The following is a 26,378-nucleotide window of genomic DNA, read 5'->3' as shown; positions in this document are numbered from 1 at the left end:
CTCCCATTTAATTTTATTTATTAAAATTTATTAAATTGTTTACGATTTACTTAATTAGATTTCTCCATCTACTATTTTCCCATCTACAGATATAGTAATTACTTGCCATGGTATCATCTTTCCACTATTTTGTAGGGCTGTTTTAACTGCATTTACGATACCACCACAACAAGGTACCTCCATACGTGTTACCACTATATTTTTAATATCATTTAATCTTAAAATTTCTGTAAGTTTTTCAGCATAATCAACTTCATCAAGTTTAGGGCAACCAATTAATGTAACCTTATTTTTCATAAATTTATTATGGAAATTTCCATATGCATATGCTGTACAGTCTGCTGCTATTAAAAGACTTGCATTCTTTAAATATGATGCATTAGCAGGTACTAGTTTTATTTGCACTGGCCACTGATTAAGCTGAGACTCTTGTGCCTCCATTACTATATTGTTATTTGTAGATATAGTATCTAAATCTTGTCTTTTTATAGACTTAGACTGAGAACCTGGACATCCACATGCTAAATTTTCTTTTTGTGCTCTCTTTGCTTCCATATTTGCTTTTACTGCTTCTTCATCATATTCTGCCGCCTCTCTATTTTCAAATGAAATTGCATTCGTTGGACAAGTTGGTAAACAATCTCCTAAACCATCGCAATAATCGTCTCTTAAAAGTTTTGCTTTTCCATTTACCATACCTATAGCTTCTTCATGGCAAGCTTCAACACATAATCCACAACCATTACATTTTTCTTCATTAATTTTAATTATTTTTCTAATCATTTATATCACCTCATAAAATTTTTTTGTTTAAAATACTACTTTACTAGATATTTATTTTTAAGACATAGGTCTTTTTTATTTTAGATTTTTGTATCAGGATTTTTATATCTCCTTGCTTTTATAAATTTAGTATAGTACAATGAAAAGAAATTATCGGTTGCATATGCAACAAGGAAGTGATTATTTGAAAAAATTTTTAGAAAAACATATAAATCTATTAAGAAGGATTTCTCTGTTTGAAGGGATTAAAGATGATGAACTTGAAGCAATGTTAGAATGTTTGGGTGTTATTGATAAGACTTATCCAAAAGATGACATAATATTTTCTGTAGGAAATGAAGTGACTTCTATTGGAATTATGCTTAAGGGAAGTGCACACATAATAAAAGAAGATATTGAAGGTAATAGAAATATTGTGGCTGAACTTTTACCTGGTGATTTATTTGGAGAGGTGTTTGCTTGCACTAGACTACATAAAAGTACTGTAACAGTAGTGACAACATCTTCATGTGAAGTTCTATTTATAAAGTTTAAAAGTGTGACTGGTATTTGCTCGTCTACATGTGAATTTCACAATAGACTTGTTGAAAATATGTTACAATTAATAGCTGAAAAAAATATTTTACTTCATAACAAAATAGAGTTGCTTTCTTGTAAAACAACTCGTGAAAAATTGCTCATGTACTTTTCAAATCAAATAGAGAGAGCGGGTAACTATAAGTTTACAATCCCTTTTTCAAGAAATGAAATGGCTGACTTTTTATGTGTTGATAGAAGTTCTATGTCAAGAGAACTTGGAAAAATGAGAGATGAAGGTCTATTATCTTTTAACAAAAATAAGTTTGAAATCTTTTGTTTCCAAAATAAGTTTGATATTTAAACTTATATGATTCAATACACATAATTTTAATTAATTCAAATTATAGGCATTACGTCTAAATCTAGAATTTATATTTTTACTCAAAAAGTTAATAGATATCTTAATTATATAAATTAAGATATCTATTAATTTTGTATGTTAATTAGCTTACTTTTATGAAAGTATCTCATATGTCTTAAGACATACTTCAATTATATGTTTTTAATTAAATACTTCTTCTTTCCTAATAATATTTAAAAATTTTGCCGTTCTTTCATTTTTTGGATTATTAAATATTTCATCAGGAGTTCCTTCTTCAGCTATCACACCATTATCCATAAATATAATTTTATCAGCAACTTCTTTTGCAAAATTTATTTCGTGAGTCACAATAAGCATTGTTATTCCATATTTTGCAAGCGATTTTATAACACTTAAAACTTCTCCAACAAGTTCTGGGTCAAGTGCAGATGTTGGTTCATCAAATAATATTACATTTGGATTTACTGCCATCGCTCTAGCTATACCTATTCTTTGTTGCTGACCTCCAGATAACTTTGATGGATAAAAATCTTTTCTATCTAACATCCCAACTTTTTCTATTAATTTTATCGAAATTTCTCTAGCTTCTTGTTTACTCTTTTTATGTACTACTATCAATGCTTCCATTACATTTTCTAATGCTGTTTTATTTTTAAATAGGTTATAATTTTGGAATACCATAGATGTATGTTTTCTTAAATTTGCTATATCCTTTTTTGTTGCTTTTTCTACATCTACTTTTACATCTCCAATCATTATTTTTCCTTTTGTAGGCTCAACTAAATAATTTAAACATCTAAGTAACGTAGATTTACCTGTTCCAGATGGACCAAGTATAGCTACTACTTCACTTTGATTTATTTCTAAATTTATACCTTTAAGAACTTCTGTACCTTTAAAACTTTTATGTAAATTCTCTACTTTTATCATCAGTATCCACCTTTTTTAATAAATATAATAGACTAATCATATATTTGATACTAAAATTAATATGTTAATTTGAAATCTAAAAATAACTTAGTCATTTTATTTTTAAATAGAATATATTCTTATAATTATAATCTAACATTGACAAAGATAATCTACTGCAAGTTGTGCAAATAATGAAGATGCTGTGCTTAAACATTTTTCATCTATATTAAACTTGTTATTATGAAGTCTGTAATTTATATTTTTTTCTTTATTTCCTACCCCTATATACATAAATAAACCAGGTCTTTCATTCATATAAATAGCAAAATCTTCACCTGTCATTGCTGGAAAATCAATCATTTCAATATTTTCATCTCCAAGTATTTTTAAAGCACTTTTTCTTCTAAGATGATAACACTAATATCGTTCCTATAGTTAATGAAAATATCAGTGAGCTTATTGCTAAAATCACAGTTACATTGAATGATTTCATTATTATTGGAAATAATTCCAAAAAATATTTCATGCTAAAAATCATAAAATAAGTCCCCCTCACTTAATGTTGTTTTTTGCAAACTTTTGTCACATATTAAATTATAATAGAATTTTATTTATTTTTCCAATAGAAAAAAACTATTTCCTTACCCACTTATATAGCCCTTTTTAATATCAAATTTATTTAATATAATTGGGCTGTCTAACTCGTTTTTATAAAATTAAAACATATGAAAAAGTTGTAATATAGATATTTACATATCATTACTGCTATTGCAAATCAACCTCCGTGGAAGACTGTATATTAATCAATAAAAAATTAGATACGAAAAAATTTAGTAAAGAATTAAATATATCTCGTGTATCATTTACTTCAGAAGAATTATTATGGATGTAGTGATGGAACGAATACTGGATATATTAAAATAAAGACTGAGTATATATTAAATATTTTATTACCATATACTAAACATAAATATAGAGTTATCGAAACATCATGTCTAAATTTACTATAATTGACATAGTGTGCCTCCTAAATAATTAAATCATTATCTTCTTTTATCTTTATTGCCTTCTTAAATCCGTCTGAAATCACAAAACTCATAAGAGCAACCACAAAATATACAAGAGTTGGGACTGTGAAGTAAAATCCGAATCCTAAATCTAGGAACCTCATTCCTGTTCCAGTAGTACCGAAAGTTGAACTAAATTCTATAACAGAATTTAAAAGTAAAAGATAGCCAATAAGTCTAAATCTTTTTACATTTTCATTTATGAATAAGCTATATTCAGAACTATTTAATATTTATAACAATGACTTTACTATAATAAAATATGATACAACCAAAGAAAACCTTAATATACCAGATATAAAACTTTGTATAGTTGCTTCACCACTAAAACAAATATAACTAAAGCCTTTAATTCCTCCTACAGAAAGTACTAATGCTAAAAGAAAAAATAAAATTTGTAATATACCATTTAATAGATTTTTTATAAATTTATCAGACACTATATCAACTCCTTTAAAATATTTTATATACTACATCATATAATATCGTTTTTCAATAATTTTTTATAATAAAAGACATATTTTATTGTTAAAAATATAAAATATTTTAATTTCCTAAGTAAATATTTTAAGAGTAATTAAAATTATCTGTTGTTAGTGTAAGGTTTCTGATAATTAACACTATGAATATCTATATCTAGATTCCAATTTAAAAATTATTAATATCTATATTAAAATTTATTAGATAAAAACCTAAATATAGTCACTAATTTTAAGTTATAATAAGTATATTAAAATCAATAAAAGGGAGTTTTAAATTTGAATGCTGAAAAAATAAATCAATATATTAGGTCAGTTAAACTAAACAGAAAAGGTATACATAGTATAAATGAATATCCATTTAATCTACCAATAGTAAAAAACTTATATCAACTTGAGTTTCATAAAAACGTAACTTTTATAATTGGTGAAAATGGAAGTGGAAAATCAACATTATTAGAAGCAATAGCTATTGAATATGGATTCAACCCTGAAGGTGGGACAAAAAACTTTGGCTTTAGTACTTATAATAGCCACTCTGAACTTCATAAATATATAACAATCACAAAAGGACCTAAAAAACCTAAGCAAAATTTTTTCTTGAGAGCTGAATCTTTTTATAATGTAGCTACTGCAATAGATAAAGCTTCTAGGTTTTCGTCAGGAGTAAAAACTATAAACTATTATGGAGGAGTATCATTGCATGAACAATCTCATGGTGAATCCTTCTTCTCATTATTTATTCATAAATTTTCTAAAGAAGGAATATATATATTAGATGAACCAGAGGCAGCACTTTCACCTGCTAGACAGATGGCTTTTATAACAAGATTACACGAATTAGTAACCCAAAATTGCCAATTCATCATAGCAACACACTCACCCATATTAATTTGTTATCCTAATTCAATCATCTATGAAATAAATGAGAATGGCATTAATAAAGTTAAATGCGAAGATAGTGAAAATTATCAACTTACTCAAGATTTTTTAAATCATAAAGAAAAATTCTTAAACATGTTAATTGATTAGTAATCCATAAGACAAACTTTTTAAAATAAAAATTTAAACTTCTAACTATCTCAATTTTTTATTTTATAAGTATATACATAAAAAGACTACATTAAATTAGTTATAATACAAATTTAATGTAGTCTTTTACAAAGTTCATTTTACATCTTAGTATAAATTATAATTTATAATTAATCTACTTCCATATTAAACTTTAATGCTCCTGTAGGACATACCATTACACAAGGTGCATCCATACCCCACTCATTTCGTTCAACACAACCATTACACTTGTTTGCTTTACCATCATTTACATAAATCAAAGCTCCATATTCACAAGCTTTTTCACAAAGTTTACATCCTATACAATCTTGATTATCTAATATGACAAATTTATTTTCTTTTTTAAAACAATCTTTAGGACATACATCTACACATTTTGCTTCATCACAATGAACACATGATAGTGAAAAATACTCTACCTTTTCTTTTTCTTCCACTGTAAATACATGTCTAAAAAATTCACCCTTATCTATGTCATTATCATTTTGGTCTATACAAGCAAGCAAACAAGCCCCACATGCTGTACATAACTCTTTATTGAATTCAAATAAACTTTTCATTATATCCCCCCAATTATTTATTCACTTTTTCAATCTTACACTTACAACTTCTATATGCAGGGAATCCACTATAAGGGTCAAAATTATCACAGATGATACTATTTACATCAGCTTCTCTATATCCATGATACATATGTATGTTTTTATATAAAACTCTATCAGTAACATTGACCTTAACATTCAAACTTCCTATTTTAGTAGTTATTTTTATATAATCTCCATTATTAATACCTAAGTCTTTTGCATCTAAACTAGAAATATCACAACTAGCCTCATTTTTTAATATTCTCGAAAGCTTAACATCATGAAGTCTTGAGTGTAATGCATTTGGAATTCTTGCACCTGATGTTAATAGGTAATTATACTCATCTATATCATCATTAAATTCTTTGTATGTTGGTAATGTATCTAATCCAAAATCTTTATATTTTTCAATAATTGTAGATTTTAATTCAAACTTAGATGTACTAGTATCATAACCTTCCATTGTATACGAACCTACCTCATATGATTTAAAATCTTTACATTTCAATGGTGAATCACTTTCTTTAAGTTCATCTACATCTACACAAGTTCCTTTAAACATATGTCTTATACTTGCTTCATAACCTGCTTTTAAGAAATCATCATCTATGTCCATAACATTTGCTAAGTCAGAAAGTATTTCTACATCTGATTTTGAATCATATAATGTATCAATTACTTTTTTCGTATATGTAATATATCCACCTGGATAACTCTTACATTCTTCTCTTTCAAAAGATGTGCATGCAGGTAAAAGTATATCTGCATATTTTGATGCATCTGTCATAAATAAATCTATATTGACAAAGAAATCTACAGTGTTTAGAGCGTTAAAAAGCCTACCTGAATTAGGAAACATTCTAGCATTTATACCATGACAAAACAATGCTTTTATTTCATAAGGTGTCTTTTCTTCTATTTGTCGAGTTAAATCCATAGCTTGAAATTGATTTACCATTTCATTCCAAAGAGGAAATCTTTCCCCACCAATTCTTTCATTTATATTTTTAGGTAGCACTTCTTTTACAAACTCTTTTTCTAATGTTTGAAATCCTCCTACCTTACCAGCAAAATAATCTTGTTTTGGTATATTACCTCCAATTTTATCATAATTACCTGTTATAGCAGATAGAGACATCATTGCCCTATAATTTTGAAATCCATTTTGGTGATGAACTACTGGAGCAGCACTTTCATTTATACAAAATGGACCTTTCGATAACATCTCTACAGCTTTTACTATATCATCTTTAGAAACCCCTGTAATTTTGTTGACAGTATCTAAATCAAATAATTTTACATATTCCTTGTATTCATCAAACCCATGTACATGTTTTTCTATGTATTCTTTATCTATCAAATCTTTTTCTATAAATAAATTAGCCATTCCTAGAGCTAAAGCTCCATCAGTACCAGGCTTAACTCTCAAGTGCAAATCTGCTATTTTTTGAGTTGTTGGTGTTATCCTAGGGTCTACAATTATAAATTTTAAACCTTTTTCCTTTAGTTTACTTAAATTTACACTATTTAAAAATTTAGAGTAGTATGGATTAAACCCCCAACCTAAATAAGTATTTGCATTTTCCATATCCTGCATTGTAAAATTTCTCCCAGTTGCAACATTTCCAGCCATCTGTGCTGATGTTGAACAGGAGCTTGATTCTGTACCATAATTAGGAGAACCAAATGAAGATGCAAACCTTTGTAAAAACGGTCTATACCACTTTCCATACCCTGTAAAAAATGCTACATGTTTTGCTCCATATTCGTCTTTTATTTTATTTAATTTTCCCCCTATTTCACTATAAGCTTCTTCCCATGATATTGGCTTAAACTTTCCTTCACCTCTTTTTCCAATCCTCTTCAGTGGTGTTTTTATTCTATCTTCTCGATACATATATTCTCTATTACAAAGCCCCTTTGTACACAACAACCCTCTGTTCATTGGATGCTCTTTTGTTCCTTCTATTTTTATTACTTTGCCATCTTTGACATATGCATCAATTCCACAATGAATTCCTGGAGAACAAATATCACATAAAGTCTTCTTTATTTCTATTCCTGTTTCCTTACATGGTATCTTAGCCTTAATCAATTTATAACTATCCATATCAATATCTTCCTTTCCCAATGATAAATATAAAACACTATAATTATTATACATTCTTTTAATTTAAATATCATAAACTTAAAATATGTTTTTAATAATTAAATTTTATATACATTTATAAACTACTTAAATCATTATTTTTCACTCCTAGTTTACAGGAGATTACAATAAAAATCTAATAGCAAATTGTTATTTATATATATTTTGCAATAGATAAAAGCTATTTATATATGCTTTAATTTAAACACTGTATTTAGAGTGTAAATTGAATAGATTTAGATTATAATATATACAGTGAGGTAAGGTGAATAAAATGAAAATAGATATGATATATAAATTAATCAAAAGAAATACAGAACCATCAAGATGGTCAAGAGGTATAAAATACTATAGTAATCAATTAGTTGATTATATAGACATTGATATTGATGACTTACAAAATAACTTGCTAACATTTCGTGGTGGAGTCAATTCTGAGGATAATTATAGCTTTTATTTTAATTCAATAACAATAGATATAAAACACTTTAAAATAATTGAGAGTGACTGTAGTTGTGTTGATTGTCAATCAAATATTACAAATCGAGGCATCTTTATATGTAAACATCTAGTTGCTATTGTGATAAAAAGCCTAAAGCAAATAAAAAGTAAAAATGACATTCCTCCTGTTCTAATAGATATATTAGATGATGATAAAGATAAACTTTCTAAGACTGATTCTAAAGTCGGCTTGGACTTAAGTAAACAACTACTTTCTTTTTTAAATGATACTAAAAAAGAAAGAGTCAATTTAGATGTATTATTAAACATTGATTCAAACAAAGCAATTGCTGAGTTTAAAATTGGAATCGATAAAATGTATGTTTTAAAAAATATCACTGAATTTGCATATTCAAAACTTAATGGATATGAATTGGAGTTTGGAAAAAAATTTATTTATAATCCTAACATCCATTATTTTGCTGATGAAGATGAGAAGTTAATAGATATGATAGAAGAATATGGAACAAATCTTTCATATAATTTTTCTTCGTCATACTCAAAAAAGTTCATGGAAATAAATATGAGTTCTCTGAAACAATTTTTGAATGCTCTTAAGGACAAGGATTTTACTCTAATTTTTTCTAAGGAAGAATATCATCCAAAAGTATCAAGTGATATTTTACCAATAAAATTTAATTTTAAAAATATAGAAGATAAAATTGTCTTATCCTCCAAAGACTTACTACCTGTTCCACTTAGTAGAAAAGGTGATGTACTTTTATATGAGAATAATATCTACTTATTGTCTCATAAAAAGGCTCGAGATTATTCAAAAATCTATCAAGTATTATCAAAATCTAAGGAATTAAAATTTGATAAAGAAGACTCTAAAGATGTTTTAGGGCTATTAGTGCCTAAATTAAAGTCAATATCCAAAGAAGTTTATTTGGATGAAAACATAAAAAATAATATAGCAAATAATTTTGAAACAGAGTTTTACTTTGATATAATTGATGGCAATGTATGTTGCGACATAAAGTATATCTATGATGATGAAGGTGGTAAAAAATTTATACTTCCCAATATACAAAAGGAGGCTAAAATTGAAAATAAAATGATTTCTTCACAATTTGTAAAAGAAAATAACAGATATACATTTAAAGGAACTGACTATGACCTATTTACATTTTTAGATTTACAGCTAGAATCTTTAAAGGAATTTGGAGATATCTATTATTCTGAAAAGTTTAAATTGAAGAAAATATATAATTCTTCATCAATTCAAGCTTCAATTAATCAAACTAATCAAAATTATCTAGAATTTAATTTTAATATATCTGATATAAATCCAAAAGAGTACAAAGATATTCTAAAAGCTCTCCAAGAAAAACGTACTTTTTATAAGCTAAAAGATGGAAGTTTTATAGACTTATCAGAAAAAGAAACTAAAGATTTTTTTGAACTGGTTGAAAATTTGGATGTAATTGATAAATCAAAAGATAATAAAATTCATAATAATAAAGCTCTATATATAAATGAAATGATAAAAGGTAAAGATTTAAAATTTATAACTGGTAAAAATGAATTAGAAAATACATGTGCTAAATTTAGAAATTTTAATGTTATAAATTCAGAAATTCCAAGTAATTTAAAAGCAAATCTACGTGACTACCAAATAAATGGTTTTAATTGGTTTAAAGTTTTAGATTTTTATAAATTTGGTGGTATATTAGCTGATGAAATGGGTCTTGGAAAAACAATACAAACTATTACATTTTTACTATCTGTATTCAATAAAAAAAGTATTATTGTTACGCCAACATCACTTATTTATAATTGGAAAAATGAATTTGAAAAATTTGCTCCAGATATAAAAGTTCTATTGATACATGGAAATAAAAAAGATAGAGAAAAGTGCTTTAGAGAAATAAACGATTTTAATGTAGTCCTTACAACATATGGTACTCTTAGAAATGACTTAGAAAAATATAATGAAATAATTTTTGATTATTGTGTAATAGATGAGGCTCAAAACATTAAAAATCCAGTGGCTTTAGTAACAGAAGCTGTAAAAAATATAAATGCCAAAAATAAATTTGCACTTACTGGTACACCTATGGAAAACAATTTAGTAGAGTTATGGTCTATATTTGATTTTATAATGCCTGGATATTTATATAGTAGAGGAAAATTTCAAGAGTTATTTATAAATAAAGAAGATAATGTTGAAAATTTAAAAAGACTTATAAAGCCTTTTATTCTTAGAAGAAGTAAAAAAGAAGTAATGAAAGAACTCCCAGACAAGATTGAGAAAAACTTTTTTGTTGAATTAAATAAGGAACAGAAAAAAATATATAGTGTGTATGCAAAAGATATACAAGATAAAATGAAAGATAAAAATCTTAAGAAAGATAAAATAGTTATTTTCTCTTATTTAACTAAACTAAGACAGCTTTGTTTAGACCCAAGTATAGTGGTAAAAGATTATAATAAAAAAAGTTCAAAAATAGAAACATGTCTAGAAATACTTAGAGATAGTATAAATGAAAATCACAAGATATTATTATTTTCACAATTTACATCTGTCCTTAAAAATATAGGCAAGGAACTTGATAAGTGTAAAATTGCATATCACTATATAGATGGTAAAACTAATGCTAAAGAAAGGCTTGAACTTGTAGATAAATTTAATAATAGTACTGACAAAAAAGTTTTTTTAATATCTTTAAAGGCAGGTGGTACAGGATTAAATCTTACAACTGCTGATATTGTAATTCACTTTGACCCATGGTGGAATCCATCAGTAGAAAATCAAGCTAGTGACAGAGCTCATAGATTCGGTCAAAAAAATGTAGTACAAGTTATAAAGTTAATTGCTAAAGGCACTATAGAAGAAAAGATAATAAAATTACAAGAAAATAAAAAAGAGCTTATAAATCAATTTATAAATGGAGAGCTTTCTAACGAAGGTGTATTAAGAAGTTTATCTGATAGTGAGATAATGGACTTGTTTAATTGAAGGTAAGATATATAGTAAGTAAAAATAAAATACTACTATGTTATTTGTAATTGATAAACAGGAGTTTCCTAAAATATAGGAGACTCCATAATATCTTAAGCTTTGCAAATTATATGTAAATCTTTCTTTGCTTATATATTAACCTTCTTTATAAATATACAATTAATCCAAACAATCCAGATAACACCATCATAAGTATAGGTCCAATCTTATATTTTCGTAAACAGTACAATGAACAACAAAATAAAATAACAGCTATAATATCTATATTTTTGAAAATATTGGTAGTATAATAATTTGAAGAACCAAAAAATGTCAACAATATAATTGTAAATCCTGCTGAGATGATTAATCCTAAAGAGGATGCTTTCAGTCCATTTAAAATTTCAAAAACAAATTTCGAACTCTTATATTTTTTAAAAAATCCATATAAAAACATAGAAATAATTATTCCTGATATTATACAACCAACTGTTGCTGATATAGCACCCTCAATTCCTGCCACTTGCATACCAACAAAAGTAGAAGTATTAACAGCTAATGGACCTGGAGTCATTTGAGAAATTGTAATAATATCAGTAAAAACCTTTTGTGTTATCCATCCTTGCTTAAAAACTACCTGTTCCTGTATAATTGGAATAATAGCATAACCACCACCTATACTAAACATTCCTATTTTCAAAAACGTAAAGAATAAATTTATAATCATATACTCTCCCCCTTTTTTCGAAGTTGAATATATATAGCAAATAAACAAATCAAACAACTTAAAAGTAATACGAGTATTACATTAATTTTAAGGAAAGTACAAGCAATAAATGAAAATGGTACTAATAGATTTAATAACATTGATTTTTCATTAAGAATCATTTTATACATATCTATAGTCAAATCTACAATCAATGCAGCAACGCATGCCTGCATACCTTTTAAGATTGCAATTATATAAATATTTGAAGAAAACGCAACATACCACCTTGAAACAAGTCCTAAAATTACTATAGGAGGTATAATTGAACAAATACAACTGATAATTACTCCTATAAATCCAGCTGTTCTTTTACCTGCTAAAATGCTTAAGTTGATTGCAATTGCTCCAGGTGAAGATTGAGCAATTGTAGCCATTTCCATAAGCTCTGATTCACTAAATATTTTTTTATCCATAACATAGTACTTTTTTATCATAGGAACAACAACGTATCCACCACCAAAAGTAAAGGCACTTATAAATAAATTTATATAGCAAAGCCATAAATACAATTTAATATTTTTTCTCATAATATTCCTTTCTATGTGCACATGGACATATTATAAATGTTGTACTGCTATTTGTAAAATGATAAAATATTGTTGCAGACATGAATTTAATTCATGAGTAAAGGAGTCTAATTATGAATTTTAAACATTGCATTATTTTTAGAGAAGTTGCAAGAGTAGAAAATTTCACTAAAGCTGCAAATAATCTATTTATTACACAATCAGCAGTTTCCCATGCAATAAGAGAGCTTGAGAATGAGGCTGAAACCAAATTATTTGAGCGATTACATAAAAGTGTTAAATTAACAAAAACAGGAGAACTTCTTTTACAAGAAATTTTGCCAATACTTGAAAATTTAGAAAATGTTGAATCAAGGATTAAAAACTTAGAGTGTGAAACGCCCATACATATTGCGTCTTGTATTACATTTGCTCAAATATGGCTGCCTCAATTAATAAGGAGATTTCAAGAAATATATCCAAATACTAAGATTAACGTTGAAGTTCATAGTGCATTAAAAGCATTAAAATTATTGAAACAAGGAAAGGTTGATATAGCTTTTATTGAAGGGAAAATCATACAAGGCGCATTAGAAATCAGAAAATTTTCTTCTTATGAATTATGCATTGTATCTTCACCAAGCTATTGCAGTACTGCCGAGTTAAGTTTATCTCAACTATTGGGTATGGATTTACTATTACGAGAAAGAGGAAGTGCTGTACGTGAAACTTTTGAATCAGCTGTAACCTTGCAAGGTTACAAAGTACATGCAAGCTGGGAAAGTGTAGATTCACAATCCCTAATAGAAGCTACTAAAAATAGTTTAGGTGTTTCAATTCTTCCTAAAATTCTAGTTGAGCAAGAAATAGAAAAAGGAAACCTTATACAGATATTTATTCCTGATTTTAAACTTTTTAATGATATTACTGCAGTAATAAATAAAAATAAGTATAAATCTGCCTCATTAGAAAAACTATGTCAATTAATTTAGCATTTAAAAGGATACCTGATAAATTCTCTATGAAATAATCAAGTATCCTTTTTATAAGCAATATCTATTACTTTTTATAAGTCTCTCTTCCATTGTTTGTTATTCATTATTATATACAAAAACTTTTTAAATTACTTCTTAAGAAAACCTTTAGCTATTTTTAAGAAAGCAAGACCATTTGATAAAATTGCAGGATGACCAATTTATTAAAAAAGTGTTATCAATACATAATAGATATGTCTAATTACATATTTTAATAACACCCTTTTTAAATTTTTTGTAATATAAATAAAAATTTGTTTGTGTTATTATTTAATCCCAGCTCTGTAATTCAATAATATTTCCTTCTATATCTGTTGCATATACAAATGTAGCAACTTGTCCATTAGGATATTTTGTTTTAACGATTTCTCCAACTTGACCTCCACCTGCACTTTTTATTTTATTTAGGGTTTCTTCAACATTTTCAATTTCAAATGCGATGTGTGAAAAACCATAATTATTTATATTTTTTTGAAGCACTTCACCATATAAATTATATGAAAATATTTCTAATGTTGGTAAACAATCATCATATCCAGGTAAAGCTAAGTGCACACCTTCAATATGAGCATCTTTTATCCCTGTCAATCTATCCAACCATTCACCTTTTAGGTTTCTTTGTGGTGGTACTTTTCTGCATTCAAATACATCTTTATAAAATTCAGACAGCTTTTCCCAGTCTCTTGCTATTATATTTGTATGTACGTATCTCATATATTCCAACGCCTTTATAAAATATAAAGTATTCTTTATTTCCATAACACACTCTATTCCATGCTCAAATTATATCATTAAATTATTCTTTTAAAAATTTCTTTGCTACATTTGAGAAAATTAATCCATTTGATAAAATAGCTGGATGCCCACCTTTATTAAACAGATGCATTTTTCCATTTTTAATTTTTTCAAGAAGTGATGAAAAAGTATTTTCAAAGAAATCATGAGCTACTAAAGATACAAATTCATCTTCTTTACTTCCTGTTAAAAGTACATCTGGTTGCATAGTTTCTAGAGGCTTATGAAAAAATTTACCTATAGTTTTATAATGTTCAAAAATAGCTTCTGTATCATTATCTACTACTTGCTCCCAATTTTCGCCTTGATTGTAAATGTAAAAAGCTTTTGCATCATCATCTTGCTTTGATGCTTCACGCTCTAATTTCACATTTTGCACAAAGGACTCTAGAGGAGCTTCTCCTTCAAAACTATCTGCAATTACCTTATTCACTAAATCGGGTCTTTCAAGTGCAACATTTAATGCAACAAGAGCTCCTCCACTACTGCCAATTATATTTACTTTTTTATAGTTCATCTTTTCTAAAAAACATATAACTTGCATAGCCTCATCAAACCATAAATCGACAGAAAACTTATCAACCATTTGAGATTTGCCATGACCAACAAAATCAATTAATATTATTTTATATTCATCTTTATAAAAATCGATTATATCATCAAACATCTTAGATGAGGCTGTATTTCCATGTAAAAAAAGTAATGGTGTACCATCTCCAATTTCATTATAGTAGCACTGTTTGTTATTATATTTAAAGTATGCCATATGTTTCCCCCTTTAATATTTCTATAAATATATGTTTATGATTTACATTTAAAATGACTATTGTCATAGACACTTAAAAATAGTATAACTTAGAGTATAACCAAAATCAATAATACCTTAGTTGATTTGTTGTTTACTTAAGTTATTATAATCTAACTTCTGTAAAGTTTCTTTTTTGTACGAAAATGTTCTTTCCATTTGCAACTTCATCTCGATAGCAAAGCAATTCATTAGTATTGATACTTTTACTTAAATTCATAATTTCATCATCAGAGAGAGCATTTCCTGTATCTGTAATAAAAATATTCAATCTTTCTTTCCATTGTTCATTAAAAATTTGTTCTTTTTGGGCAACTAGTACATTTACTGTTAAATCTTCAATCCTTGAGATATGTCACAAAACCCATGCAATAGTTTCGTCTTTACTTGTTGGCACAATAGCATATTCATTTCTGTTTAAGTCATTAATAAGTTTGTCCACTTCATTTTTTTCTGTATTTGATATTTCTGAGAGATGTAATTTTGAATGAATTTCTAAAAATAGTGTTTTTACCTGTTCTATTTTTTCTTCTTTACGTATGATTTTATTTAATTCTTTGTGTACTTCACTTAACCCATTTCCAAAATATTTCATATAGTACCTCTTAATCAAATTCTTTTTTCTTCTAATTTTATTTTATCTAGCCTTTATAATCTCATTATACTTAGAAAATACAAAACCAATGCAATTTATTATAATAATTAACTAATAATGATAATTGAATTATTGTATATCTCTTTTTACCTTAACCATTTTTTTCTTTATAGGAATCTCTTTATATCTTTTCAATATCAAGTCTCCCTTGTAATTTAATATATCTATATATGAACATAAATCTTGAACTTCGATTACACCTATATCATCATTAGTAATACCTTTTATATTACTAAATGCTCCAACTATATCTAATACCCTTATCTTCTTCTTTTTGCCAGCATTTAAATACAATTTAACTACTTCATTTTCTAGATTTGATTTTATATCTTTACTTTTGTTTGAATTTTTAGCAATTTTTTTTCTTTTCGATACTTCTTTCAAAATTTCTTTTGAATATTCTTCAAACAAAACTTTACCCTTAATAATACTACTTTGTTCTATATTAGTTAACTCATTTATTTTATATCCTACATATGTTTCTATATTATCTATATATTTCTCATCTTTTTCATCTACTATAGTGATAGCTTTTCCACTATTTCCTTTTCTACCAGTCCTACCTATTCTATGTATATAGTTTTCCTTATCTTGTGGCACATCATAGTTTATGACTAAAGAAATATCATCAACATGTATTCCTCTAGATGCTACATCACTACTAACTAATACATTAAACTTTATATTTTTAAAATCCTTAATCACAAATATTCTTTTTTCTTGTGATAAATCTGCATGTAACTCTCTTACCAAAAAACCTTCCTTACTCATTTTATTATATAGTTTAGATACTTTTTCTTTAGTATTACAAAATATTATTACACTCCTTGGATTTTCGCTGTATATTAATTCTTTTAAAACTACATACTTATTTCTTTCCTTTGACTTGATTATTTTATCATCTATTTGTCTTAATCCTTCATTAGTGTTACTTTCATTTCCTTCTACATTTATAATGCCGTAATCTGGCATATATTTTTCACATATATATTTTATCTCTTCACCTATTGTAGCTGAAAAAAGACCTAAGGTTCTCTCTTTAGGTATATTTGTTAATATTGTTTCCATCTGTTCAAGAAAACCTTTATTAAACATTTTATCAGCTTCATCTATTATTAAATACTTTATTTTTTCTAAATTAATAGTGCCTCTATTTATATGGTCAATTATTCTACCCGGAGTAGCTACAACGACATGAACCCTTTGCTTTAACTCAGCTACTTGTTCTTTTATAGATTGTCTACCAAATATAGCACTACATCTTACCTTCTTTAACCTTCCTATACTTGATATCTCATCTTTTACCTGTAGCGCTAATTCTCTCGTTGGTACTACTATAAGTGCTTGAATATTATTGTATTCTATATCAATATTTTCACATATAGGTATTGCAAAACTTGCTGTTTTCCCACTTCCTGTTTTTGATTTTACTGCTATATTTTTACTATTTAACAATTCTGGAATAACTTCTATTTGTACCTTAGAAGGTACATTATATTCTAAATTTTTTAATGACTTAAGTATCTTTTTATCCAATTTAAAACTTTCGAATGTATATTTCATATATTACCACCTTATTATGTTTATTTTTATCTTATCAATTATATTTTTCTCCATTATATTATTATAATGTAAGACACCGATATTTTTATACTTTTTATCATTATATATATATAGATTTTAGCAGAAAAAATTATGAACTAGTCCTTAAATCAAAATAAAATCTAAAAAAATACCCCTTATTAACATTGATAAGTCAATATTTTCAAGGGGTATTTTTTTTAGATAATTAAATTGATTTAAATAAACTGAATTAGTATACTTCTTAGGTTTAATTTATATTCCTAGACAATTTTTCAATTTATATCTAAGATTAAAAGGTATTAATCAATACCTAAATTACCATAATCTCACATACCTATATCTTTATTCAAAATACCTTCTGTAATTAATCGTGCTATATAGTCATAACCTGCTTCATTGGCTTTATTGCAATCATCCACATTATCACAGAAAAAACTTTCAATTTGTATTGCAACTGGATTCGTGTTTCTCAAGATATATAAATTTTCTCTTTTTTTAGCTCCTCTATTTTCAAATAATTCTCCAAGTTTATTAGATACTCTTTTAGCATATTCTAATCCTTCATTACCATAATAAAGTACTTCTGCACCAAAGCTTTTTCCATCACTTTTATTTAAATGTAGCTCTACTAGTAAATCATATTTGCCACTATTTACTTTTGGAACTCTATAAAAAAACTCTTCTTTTTCTGCTACAAAATGTCTTTCTGGACAAATTATTACATCTACTGTATTACCTTGACTTATGAGCATCTCTGCTAACATAGGAGCTAATTTTTTATTATAACTATACTCATCAACTATTGCATTTACACCTGTACTTTTTCCACCTTTTAGTATACTATGACCTACTGTTATGCATATTTTCATTTACTTTTTGTCACCTTCTTTTAAAGCTAAAATTTGTATAATAGTAATATGATTTTAAAGCTATTACTAGTAATAATATATTAATTGAAGATGGCAAAAGTTCTCATAACTTATCATTTTTTTAACATATTTGTCTTATTTTAGCATAAATCTAGATGCTTAATTTTATTTATTACAATTATTATTTAACTCTACTTCATAATAACTACTGTAAATCCAGTATAAGTATTATAGTTCAACACATTATCTAACAGTATATGTTACAAACATTGAATTATTTGGTGTATTCCTAAGAATACTGTGGTTATTAAATTTATATTTCTATATTTATTACAGATATATTGCAAGCTAAAATTTCCTCAAGAATCATAAATTTCTTATCTCTAACTTTGCTAACACTTTTATTCTTAAACTATATACTTGTCATTATAATATTAGAATAGATTATTTGATAATAGCTTATTGTTAAGGCTTTATAATCAATTTATAAGTCATAAATACTTGATTAACTGATTTTTTATAATTGATGCTATTTTAACAATAATTATCACCTTATATCTAATCTATAATAATATTTGTATACATTAAATCATATAATTGTTTTAGTAATTTTAAATTTTATGTACAACCAATTAATAGTATAATAAAAGCGATGTATTTATGAATAATTCACCATTATTCAGTTCATTTATTGATATATGTTCAGTTTTTATATTTATACTTTTTACATCTTCATAAACTATTCCAACAGGTGAACAAATAAAGCAAGAGAAACCAAAGGTTTTAGTAACTTTTTTAACTTTGCTAGGAGTAATATTAATTTGATTTTTGTAATTTTCTATATTTTCATTAGCCATTTTTATATTACTTCTATAGTCCTTATCTTCTTGAATGTTATAACTATTATCTAATTTATTTACTGATTTAAATCTACTATAATTTCTACAACTATAGTTAATTTCAAACTCTATACTTCCAACAATTATTAAATTGCATAGTTTTAGATTTTTGTCTTTATTTATAGGATTTTTTATAAGTTTTATACTAAGTATTTTGCTATTTGTATTCACTTTTAATATATCTTTTAGATTTTTAGGTGCTTTTAAAGTATTGCTTATATTTAATTGTTTAAATACAGCTTTTTTAATACTTGTATAAACACGATTACTTTCTATTGATATTTTCATTGGAAATTTTTCCATATCATACTTATAATAATAATATATATTAGCGTGGTTTTCTATAACCCTACATGCTGAATTTGCTAATACTATGCTTTTAAAAGATATTATTTTTTTACAATTTCCATTTATTTTACCTATGTAAAAACCTTGTTGTGGATTTAATCCACCCTTTCTGATACCATTAACTTCTACAGTATTATTTATAAATTTTATGTACTTAGAAATATAATCTTTAAAAAATATATTCCCAGTTTTGCGATTACTCATATTTGTAACAACAATAGTATATGTTAAAATATCAAATACAGATGCACATTCTTTATCAACATATTTTTCTACCTCTAAAATATTTCCACTCATATCATTTGAAACAATATTACTAAAAGTAGTTTTTGTTATTATAGGGCTTCTAGATAATAACTTATAACTAAAATCTCCCCCATATTCATTGATACCTCTCATTGCACCCACCTTTCTATAATTTAAATATTATCTTATTTTAAAATTATTGTCATAACTTATAATTGTAGTTATACTTATAAATAAATTATTGTCATCTAAAATGGATGATGTTATATCTTGTATAATATACTTTAAATTAATTTTATCGTTATTTTTTATTCCTCTAGGCATTTGTATAAATGTACTAAAAGGTATTTTTAATTCAAGTATATTTTTCTTTGTAAAATTCCTATTTCTTTTAGCATTATTTATATTTTCTAACCTTATGTTAGTATTTATATCGCCAACTAAAATTAACTTTTTACCAGTCATCTGCTCATCCTCTAACGACATACATTCTATTGTATCAATCAATTTTATATCGTGGATATTCATGCCACAAACAGATGTATCTAATAAATTTACTCCAGATTTTTTAGAAACTAGCTTAAAATTTTTATATGTATTAAATTGAGAAATGTAAAGTGTATTTTCTAGACTCTCACATTCTTCCAGATTATATATAACCTTATCTTTTTCATGCATGATTTCATCAATCTCCCTATATCTATATATTAATACTATTCATTATAACTATTTCAAATTACCATTTTTAATTTTGTATCAAAGAAATATCGCTATTTATAAGATATGATATATTTTTGATAGATATCATACCTTTTATTTAAAATAAAAATATAATTTTAAAATTATAAATTAAATATTTCTATTGACTTTTTATTTGTGATTGATTATAATTTTTATAGACCGACGGTCAGTCTTAAAAAGTGAGGTGTTCTAGAAATGCAAGATTTAAATAAAATGAATAGTTGTTTTAATAAGAATTTTAATTTAATAGTACTTGGTCAAATTGTCTCTATACTTGGTTCATCGTTGTTAAGATTTGGACTTTCCACTTATATTTTAGATATGACAGGACGTGCAGACATATTTGCAACTTTATACGCAATATCAAGCATACCTCTTTTATTTTCTCCAATTGGTGGTGCAATAGCTGATAGATTTAATCGTAAAAATTTAATGGTTATATTTGATTTTATTAGTTCAGTTATTATTTTTACTTTTATTTGTCTTCTTTCTACTTTAAACAATTCTATTATATTAATTGGGGTTATTATGGTACTATTATCAATTATTAGTTCTATGTATCAACCTACTGTGCAAGCAAGCATACCTTTAATAACAAATGAAAAAGATTTAGAACAAGCAAATGGAATTGTAAACGGAATAAGCTCTCTTTCAAGTATGTTTGCTCCTGTACTTGGAGGTTTGTTATATGGCCTTATTGGAATTAAGATGCTTCTTATTGTAAGTTGTATTGCATTTTTTCTATCCGCAGTAATGGAAATGTTTATTCATATACCTTTTAATAAAAGAAAAGTTAATGGAAGCATAGTATCAACAATAGTCAGTGATATGAAAGAAGGATTTTCTTATGTTATAAAACAATCTTATATTAGTAAAGCCATGATTCTAGCTGCTTCTTTAAATTTATTTTTGACTCCATTCTTACTTGTAGGAATACAATATATTTTACGTATAACAATGCATAGTAGTAATAATATGTATGGCATAGGGATAGGAATTATTGAATTTAGTAGTGTTTTAGGTGCACTTTCAATAGGTCTGTTTGCTAAAAAAATGAAAATGAATACACTGTATCGCTGGTTAATGTTAATTAGTATTCTGATGATACCAATGGCTATTTCTATTTCACCTTTAATGCTTAGACTAGGATATTATCCATCTTTTATATTGTTATTTATTTGTGTTATACCTATAGCCATGTCTATAACAATTATTACTATATTCGTTTTAACTATTGTTCAAAAACAAACTCCTAATGAATTATTGGGTAAAGTAATGGCTACTATTACCGCTGTATCACAGTGTGTTGCTCCAGTTGGTCAAATTATGCATGGAAAATTATTTGAAATTTTCAGTTCCACAGTCTATATACCTATAGTATGTATGTTCATAATTATGCTATTAATTTCAATTCTTGCTAAGTATCTATATAAGAATGAATCAAAAACATAAAGTATAAAATAATTAAAAATTATTTTTAAATGTACAAACCGATTGGAAAACATACTTTAATCATCCACAAAATGTTAAAAAGCAACAGATAAATAAAGTATGATGCATTATTATCTGTTGCTTTATTCATTAGAACTACCTTTATTAAGTATACAATTATACTTCTATGTCTTCAACTTTTGAGATAAGCCATAAATATGAAAGTCCAGCTAATACTGCTGCTACTATCCAGACAATAATAAAAGGAATATATGTGTGAATCATAGTTGTTATAATGTTAGCGGTGCAGGAGGCAAGAATAACAGAGACTATAATCGTTGTTTGAATGGAATATTTTCGAAATCCAATGCTAACAGAAATTACACCTATAAATAAAGAGAATACAGCACACAAAATTGTTTCAATAATAATCTTAAAAAACAATCCAAGAGTAAAATTATCAGAAATCATAGGAAAAAAAGCTTCTGTAACCATAAATATAAGGAGGGAAATAATCGTCCCAAGCAACATAAAACTCAAACATAATGTAGCTATCAATACAATCTTTGAGTTCAATAAAGTCTTTCTGTTTATTGGATAAGTAAAAATCAAAATTGCATTTTTTCCAGAATATTCTTTTATAACAAATGTGGAAAACAATACAGCTGATAAAATGGCATAAGCTGACATTTGTAGAACGTTAGTGATTACCCAAATATTATGGTAATTAGAAAACTCAGCAGAATCTGTATCCCCCCCTGTATAAGCAATCATAGCAAATGTATACAAAAATCCTAATACACATAAGGTAATGATACCCATGGCATGAAGATAAGGGCGAATATTATTTTTTTTTAGTTCTAATTTTATAAGTTTATACACAGTTGTTTCCTCCATTCATTATTTCAAAAAAATACTCTTCCAAGCCATTAGGAAATTCTTGTTTTACTGTAGACATAGGAATTTCTTTTAAAATACTTCCATTCGAAATAATGCCTATTGTATCAGCTATATACTCTATTTCACTTAATATATGACTTGAAATAATAAGTGTCATATCATATTCTTTTGCAAGTGTTCTGAATAAATCACGCATTTGTTTTATTCCCATAGGGTCAAGACCATTGATAGGTTCATCAAGTAAAAGAATATCTGGATTATGTATCATTGCACGAGCAATCCCCAACCTTTGCTTCATACCCAAAGAAAACTTACATACCTGTATCTTTCCAGTATTTTCGAGTCCTACTTTTTGCAAAACAGCATTTATATCTGCATCATAAAAATTCATGTAAGCATTATGTATCTTTAAATTTTCCTCAGCTGATAAATGTTCATAAAAAATTGGTGTTTCTATAATACATCCAATTTTTCTTAAAATATTATTACGATTTTCTGATATATTCATATCAGAAATCATTATATTCCCAGTGGTTGGTTTTAATAAACCTGCTATCAATTTTAGTACTGTAGTTTTTCCAGCTCCATTTGCACCTAAAAATCCATAAATACTTCCTTTCTCTACATTTATATTGCAATGTTTTATGACCTCTTGATTATCAAATACTTTTTCCAAATCTTGAACTTTAATGATTGTATTCATTTTCTTTAATATTTTCCTTTCTCTATGAACCAGTATTTATTTTTAGTGTTTATTAAATCTTTCAAATTTGATTCATTCATAATTCATAAAATAATATTACTTCAATTAGACAATATAGTGTCTTATCTAAGAATACTATTTCAAATACAAAAAGTCAATATATTGTCTAAAATAAAAATAAAACTTATATTTATTAAGAGGCACAATGAGTATGACATATATTAGAATAATTAGGATATTTAATATTACTGAAGTAAAGCTTTCAATATTAAAAATGATATAAAAATAGTGACTATCTTAATTATTAAAATTAATTATAGTCACCATTTTGTATAGTTTAATTAAATATTATTTTATATGTGAGTTTGATAGAATTTATTTTCATTAAATCTATTATTCTGGTTTATACATAATTTTCTTATTATTATCATATATTACCAAAGAATTTGATTTTACAATTTCATTTTCATATTTAACATCTTTTTCAGAGAAATTAGCTACTACTTTTAAATCATCTCCATATTTAGTCATTTGAACTAATCTATCATCAGAAATAAACTTAAAGTCTGTCATTTCTCTTTTAATAGCCTTTTTATTGAACTCTGACCATACTTTATCATGAGAAATTATTTCACCTTTATGTTTTTCCCATTCAGTTCTATCTATATAATACATAGGTGGTGTATTATATAATACTTCTTTCATCATTCTACTTCCAACTTCATCCTTAATTTTGAAAGTTCCCCATAGCCATTGATGAGAAGATACAACAGAATCATTATAAACTAATCTAAATAAAGGTAAAGAATAAGTTGGGTCTATAAATATTTTTTTATATTTTTCTTTTACAGGTATCTGCTTTGAAAAGACTTCTGGCACTCCTCCTGTTGGAGAATAGTATCTACCAACATAATATTCACTTTCTTTGTTCTTACTCATATCTTTATCTACCCAAGCAAACGCTGGTGTTTCAAGCCCATGTGCAAATGCTATAGTGCTACTTGCAAAGTCATTTCCTCCTTCTGAACCTATAACCATATTTGCATTATCTCTTATATATGACATTCTTTCAAGTCTAGCTTTTAAATCTTGTGACTGTGTTGTTATATGATTTGGAGAATAATCATCAAAAATTTCTCCTGTAGCATCACAGTCTATAAACCAAGAATTAAATTCATACCCCTCATTCAATATACTTTTTACTCTCTCTTTTACACTTGGTAAAGATAATGTAGGATTTAGTTGTCTTCCTTCTCCTTGAAATCCAGATTCTTTTTCACCTTTTTTATTTTCTATAGTAGCATTTTCATATAGTGACTTATCTTTAAATGATGCTGTACTCCATTTTTCTTCCCCTGGCTTGTGTATAGAATGATATGAATCATATGGTCCTACAAGATAACCTAAATCATTAGCTCTTTTGACTATTTCTGGTGATACATAACCTTCTTCCATATCATCAAACCCTATCCAAGCATTATCAATACCAGATTTATTCATATCATTAATTACATCAATTGTATTATATCTTGCCCATGTATCAATTTTATTCACACTATTCCCCAATTTTGACTTTAATAACTTTTTGTTAAACTCTATAAGTTCTACTCTATTTAATTTAGATATTCCTTTATCTAGTACTTTTTTTATTTCTTTATCATTACTATCAAAAACCTTACTATTATAAAAAGTATTTAGTTGCATAACTTGATTAAAGGCTTGAACTATTTGATTTTTTTGATATTTATCTATATAATCTTGGGTTTTTATTTGATTAAGTACAGTTATAAATTCACTATTATCAGGTTTTTTACTTAGGAGTTCTTTCATCCAATTAATTAAATCATCTGATAAATTTTCCTTTAATTTGTCCCATTTAATATCACCTACTGTTATTATAGATTTGTCTGCAAAATAAATCTGAGGAGCTCCATAAAGCTTTTCAATGTTTTTATTATCCTTAGATTTTTCTTCTAATGTTTTAAACTCACCTTTATCAACTATATAATTTTTATAGGTTTTTGCCACATCTGTAATATTTTTATCAGTCAAATATATTTTAAATCCATACTCTTTATTTTTATTTATACTTGGATATTCATGTGTAAATGTAAAATTAATTTTATCTTTAGAATTAAATTTAATCTCATTATTAAATTCATTTTCAATAATATAAAGCACAGAATACTTTGTCTTATTTACTGCAAAAAACTGCATCGAAAAGGATTCTATGACATTGTAAGCTGATTCATTTAAATGCTCTTTCCAGTATTTATCATCACTTGGTATAAATTTACCTTCATAAAGTGGTAACACATAACTTTCGCCTTCAATTCTTGGCCAATTAAAACTAGATTCTTTTTCTGAATTAGATTTAATATCTACATCTAAATAGCTTTCCTCTTTTTTTATATTTATGTCTATGTTTTCATCAGGATATGTCCATGATGTCTCTGTTTTTGTCTGTTTAAAATTTGATACTTTCCTTTCTTTTAATGGTTCAGATATCTTTTCCTTTAAACCATTAGATTCTACTGATACCTCAAAAGTTTCTGGTTTTACTTCAAAATTAAAGTCCAGATTTTTGACATTATACATAGATGATGTGTCATTAATGACCTCACTACTACTACATCCAGTGATAGTAGTTGCAATAATTATACAACTTGTAAATACCGAGAATATTTTTTTCATAAAAT

Annotated in this window: 26 protein-coding genes; 5 read left to right on the top strand and 21 right to left on the bottom strand. The window is 26.2% G+C overall.

What is annotated here, in order from left to right; genetic code table 11:
* Positions 1–54: 54 nt before the first annotated feature.
* Positions 55–783, bottom strand: coding sequence for a 4Fe-4S binding protein (locus IC173_RS05630; RefSeq protein WP_227434824.1), 729 nt, complete (start codon positions 781–783; stop codon positions 55–57).
* 163 nt (positions 784–946) lie between these two features.
* On the opposite strand from IC173_RS05630, the gene IC173_RS05625 reads away from it, so the two are divergent.
* On the top strand, positions 947–1,663 hold the full coding sequence (locus IC173_RS05625; protein ID WP_227855350.1) for a Crp/Fnr family transcriptional regulator: 717 nt from the start codon (positions 947–949) through the stop codon (positions 1,661–1,663).
* Positions 1,664–1,864: 201 nt separating this feature from the next.
* Here IC173_RS05625 and IC173_RS05620 read toward each other — a convergent pair whose 3' ends face one another.
* From IC173_RS05620 to IC173_RS05605, 5 genes are all read right to left on the bottom strand, one after another.
* Entirely contained in the window at positions 1,865–2,614 is a 750-nt protein-coding gene (locus tag IC173_RS05620; protein WP_227855275.1) for an amino acid ABC transporter ATP-binding protein, read from the bottom strand.
* A 132-nt stretch (positions 2,615–2,746) separates the two neighbouring features.
* Entirely contained in the window at positions 2,747–2,956 is a 210-nt protein-coding gene (locus IC173_RS05615; protein ID WP_227482526.1) for a hypothetical protein, read from the bottom strand.
* Positions 2,957–2,999: 43 nt separating this feature from the next.
* The gene (locus IC173_RS20680; RefSeq protein ID WP_255613317.1) at positions 3,000–3,134 is read right to left on the bottom strand and encodes a hypothetical protein; all 135 of its coding nucleotides are present in this window, start codon (positions 3,132–3,134) and stop codon (positions 3,000–3,002) included.
* 489 nt (positions 3,135–3,623) lie between these two features.
* Entirely contained in the window at positions 3,624–3,866 is a 243-nt protein-coding gene (locus IC173_RS05610) for a DUF2975 domain-containing protein (RefSeq protein WP_227855349.1), read from the bottom strand.
* Positions 3,867–3,896: 30 nt separating this feature from the next.
* Entirely contained in the window at positions 3,897–4,103 is a 207-nt protein-coding gene (locus IC173_RS05605; protein ID WP_227855274.1) for a hypothetical protein, read from the bottom strand.
* A 318-nt stretch (positions 4,104–4,421) separates the two neighbouring features.
* Between IC173_RS05605 and IC173_RS05600 the strand changes: the two genes are divergently transcribed.
* Positions 4,422–5,174 (top strand): AAA family ATPase, encoded by a 753-nt coding sequence (locus tag IC173_RS05600; RefSeq protein WP_227434828.1) that lies wholly within the window; start codon positions 4,422–4,424, stop codon positions 5,172–5,174.
* A gap of 170 nt (positions 5,175–5,344) precedes the next feature.
* Here the strand turns inward: IC173_RS05600 and IC173_RS05595 are convergent, their stop codons facing one another.
* Entirely contained in the window at positions 5,345–5,776 is a 432-nt protein-coding gene (locus IC173_RS05595; RefSeq protein ID WP_227855273.1) for a 4Fe-4S dicluster domain-containing protein, read from the bottom strand.
* Positions 5,777–5,789: 13 nt separating this feature from the next.
* Positions 5,790–7,964 (bottom strand): molybdopterin-dependent oxidoreductase, encoded by a 2,175-nt coding sequence (locus tag IC173_RS05590; RefSeq protein WP_227855272.1) that lies wholly within the window; start codon positions 7,962–7,964, stop codon positions 5,790–5,792.
* A 259-nt stretch (positions 7,965–8,223) separates the two neighbouring features.
* On the opposite strand from IC173_RS05590, the gene IC173_RS05585 reads away from it, so the two are divergent.
* The gene (locus IC173_RS05585; RefSeq protein ID WP_227855271.1) at positions 8,224–11,412 is read left to right on the top strand and encodes a DEAD/DEAH box helicase; all 3,189 of its coding nucleotides are present in this window, start codon (positions 8,224–8,226) and stop codon (positions 11,410–11,412) included.
* Positions 11,413–11,560: 148 nt separating this feature from the next.
* Here IC173_RS05585 and IC173_RS05580 read toward each other — a convergent pair whose 3' ends face one another.
* Together IC173_RS05580 and IC173_RS05575 are read right to left on the bottom strand one after the other, a co-directional pair.
* Positions 11,561–12,121: a chromate transporter gene (locus tag IC173_RS05580; RefSeq protein ID WP_227434832.1), complete on the bottom strand. Its 561-nt coding sequence runs from the start codon at positions 12,119–12,121 to the stop codon at positions 11,561–11,563.
* Positions 12,118–12,690: a chromate transporter gene (locus IC173_RS05575; protein ID WP_227824030.1), complete on the bottom strand. Its 573-nt coding sequence runs from the start codon at positions 12,688–12,690 to the stop codon at positions 12,118–12,120. The genes IC173_RS05580 and IC173_RS05575 overlap by 4 nt, the downstream gene beginning before the upstream one ends.
* Before the next feature lie 113 nt (positions 12,691–12,803).
* On the opposite strand from IC173_RS05575, the gene IC173_RS05570 reads away from it, so the two are divergent.
* Positions 12,804–13,661, top strand: coding sequence for a LysR family transcriptional regulator (locus IC173_RS05570; protein WP_227855270.1), 858 nt, complete (start codon positions 12,804–12,806; stop codon positions 13,659–13,661).
* Between the two features lie 312 nt (positions 13,662–13,973).
* Here the strand turns inward: IC173_RS05570 and IC173_RS05565 are convergent, their stop codons facing one another.
* The 8 genes from IC173_RS05565 to IC173_RS05530 all read right to left on the bottom strand — a co-directional run bounded on the left by IC173_RS05565 (position 13,974) and on the right by IC173_RS05530 (position 20,582).
* Positions 13,974–14,417 (bottom strand): VOC family protein, encoded by a 444-nt coding sequence (locus IC173_RS05565; protein ID WP_227824032.1) that lies wholly within the window; start codon positions 14,415–14,417, stop codon positions 13,974–13,976.
* Positions 14,418–14,499: 82 nt separating this feature from the next.
* Complete coding sequence (locus IC173_RS05560; protein WP_227434835.1) at positions 14,500–15,264, bottom strand: alpha/beta fold hydrolase; 765 nt, start codon at positions 15,262–15,264, stop codon at positions 14,500–14,502.
* A gap of 145 nt (positions 15,265–15,409) precedes the next feature.
* On the bottom strand, positions 15,410–15,574 hold the full coding sequence (locus tag IC173_RS05555; protein WP_227835961.1) for a hypothetical protein: 165 nt from the start codon (positions 15,572–15,574) through the stop codon (positions 15,410–15,412).
* Between the two features lie 84 nt (positions 15,575–15,658).
* Complete coding sequence (locus IC173_RS05550) at positions 15,659–15,898, bottom strand: hypothetical protein (protein ID WP_227482516.1); 240 nt, start codon at positions 15,896–15,898, stop codon at positions 15,659–15,661.
* A gap of 129 nt (positions 15,899–16,027) precedes the next feature.
* Complete coding sequence (locus IC173_RS05545) at positions 16,028–17,521, bottom strand: DEAD/DEAH box helicase (RefSeq protein ID WP_227855269.1); 1,494 nt, start codon at positions 17,519–17,521, stop codon at positions 16,028–16,030.
* 347 nt (positions 17,522–17,868) lie between these two features.
* On the bottom strand, positions 17,869–18,411 hold the full coding sequence (locus tag IC173_RS05540; protein ID WP_227434839.1) for an N-acetylmuramoyl-L-alanine amidase: 543 nt from the start codon (positions 18,409–18,411) through the stop codon (positions 17,869–17,871).
* 632 nt (positions 18,412–19,043) lie between these two features.
* Positions 19,044–20,057 (bottom strand): DUF11 domain-containing protein, encoded by a 1,014-nt coding sequence (locus IC173_RS05535; RefSeq protein ID WP_227482514.1) that lies wholly within the window; start codon positions 20,055–20,057, stop codon positions 19,044–19,046.
* A 27-nt stretch (positions 20,058–20,084) separates the two neighbouring features.
* A complete protein-coding gene (locus IC173_RS05530; protein WP_227845936.1) occupies positions 20,085–20,582 on the bottom strand; it encodes an SPOCS domain-containing protein in 498 nt (165 codons plus the stop codon).
* A gap of 258 nt (positions 20,583–20,840) precedes the next feature.
* Between IC173_RS05530 and IC173_RS05525 the strand changes: the two genes are divergently transcribed.
* Entirely contained in the window at positions 20,841–22,097 is a 1,257-nt protein-coding gene (locus IC173_RS05525) for an MFS transporter (protein ID WP_227845937.1), read from the top strand.
* A 156-nt stretch (positions 22,098–22,253) separates the two neighbouring features.
* On the opposite strand, the gene IC173_RS05520 is transcribed toward IC173_RS05525, so the two are convergent.
* The 3 genes from IC173_RS05520 to IC173_RS05510 form a co-directional block, all read right to left on the bottom strand.
* The gene (locus tag IC173_RS05520; RefSeq protein WP_227845938.1) at positions 22,254–22,958 is read right to left on the bottom strand and encodes an ABC transporter permease; all 705 of its coding nucleotides are present in this window, start codon (positions 22,956–22,958) and stop codon (positions 22,254–22,256) included.
* Positions 22,951–23,679: an ATP-binding cassette domain-containing protein gene (locus IC173_RS05515; protein WP_227855268.1), complete on the bottom strand. Its 729-nt coding sequence runs from the start codon at positions 23,677–23,679 to the stop codon at positions 22,951–22,953. The genes IC173_RS05520 and IC173_RS05515 overlap by 8 nt, the downstream gene beginning before the upstream one ends.
* A gap of 393 nt (positions 23,680–24,072) precedes the next feature.
* Entirely contained in the window at positions 24,073–26,373 is a 2,301-nt protein-coding gene (locus IC173_RS05510) for a glycoside hydrolase (protein ID WP_227855267.1), read from the bottom strand.
* Between the last annotated feature and the right edge of the window lie 5 nt (positions 26,374–26,378).

The organism is Clostridioides sp. ES-S-0048-02 (assembly GCF_020658495.1).
GTDB lineage: Bacteria > Bacillota > Clostridia > Peptostreptococcales > Peptostreptococcaceae > Clostridioides.
The sequence above is the reverse complement of the archived record's forward strand: the minus strand, read 5'-3'. Positions and strand labels throughout refer to the sequence as shown.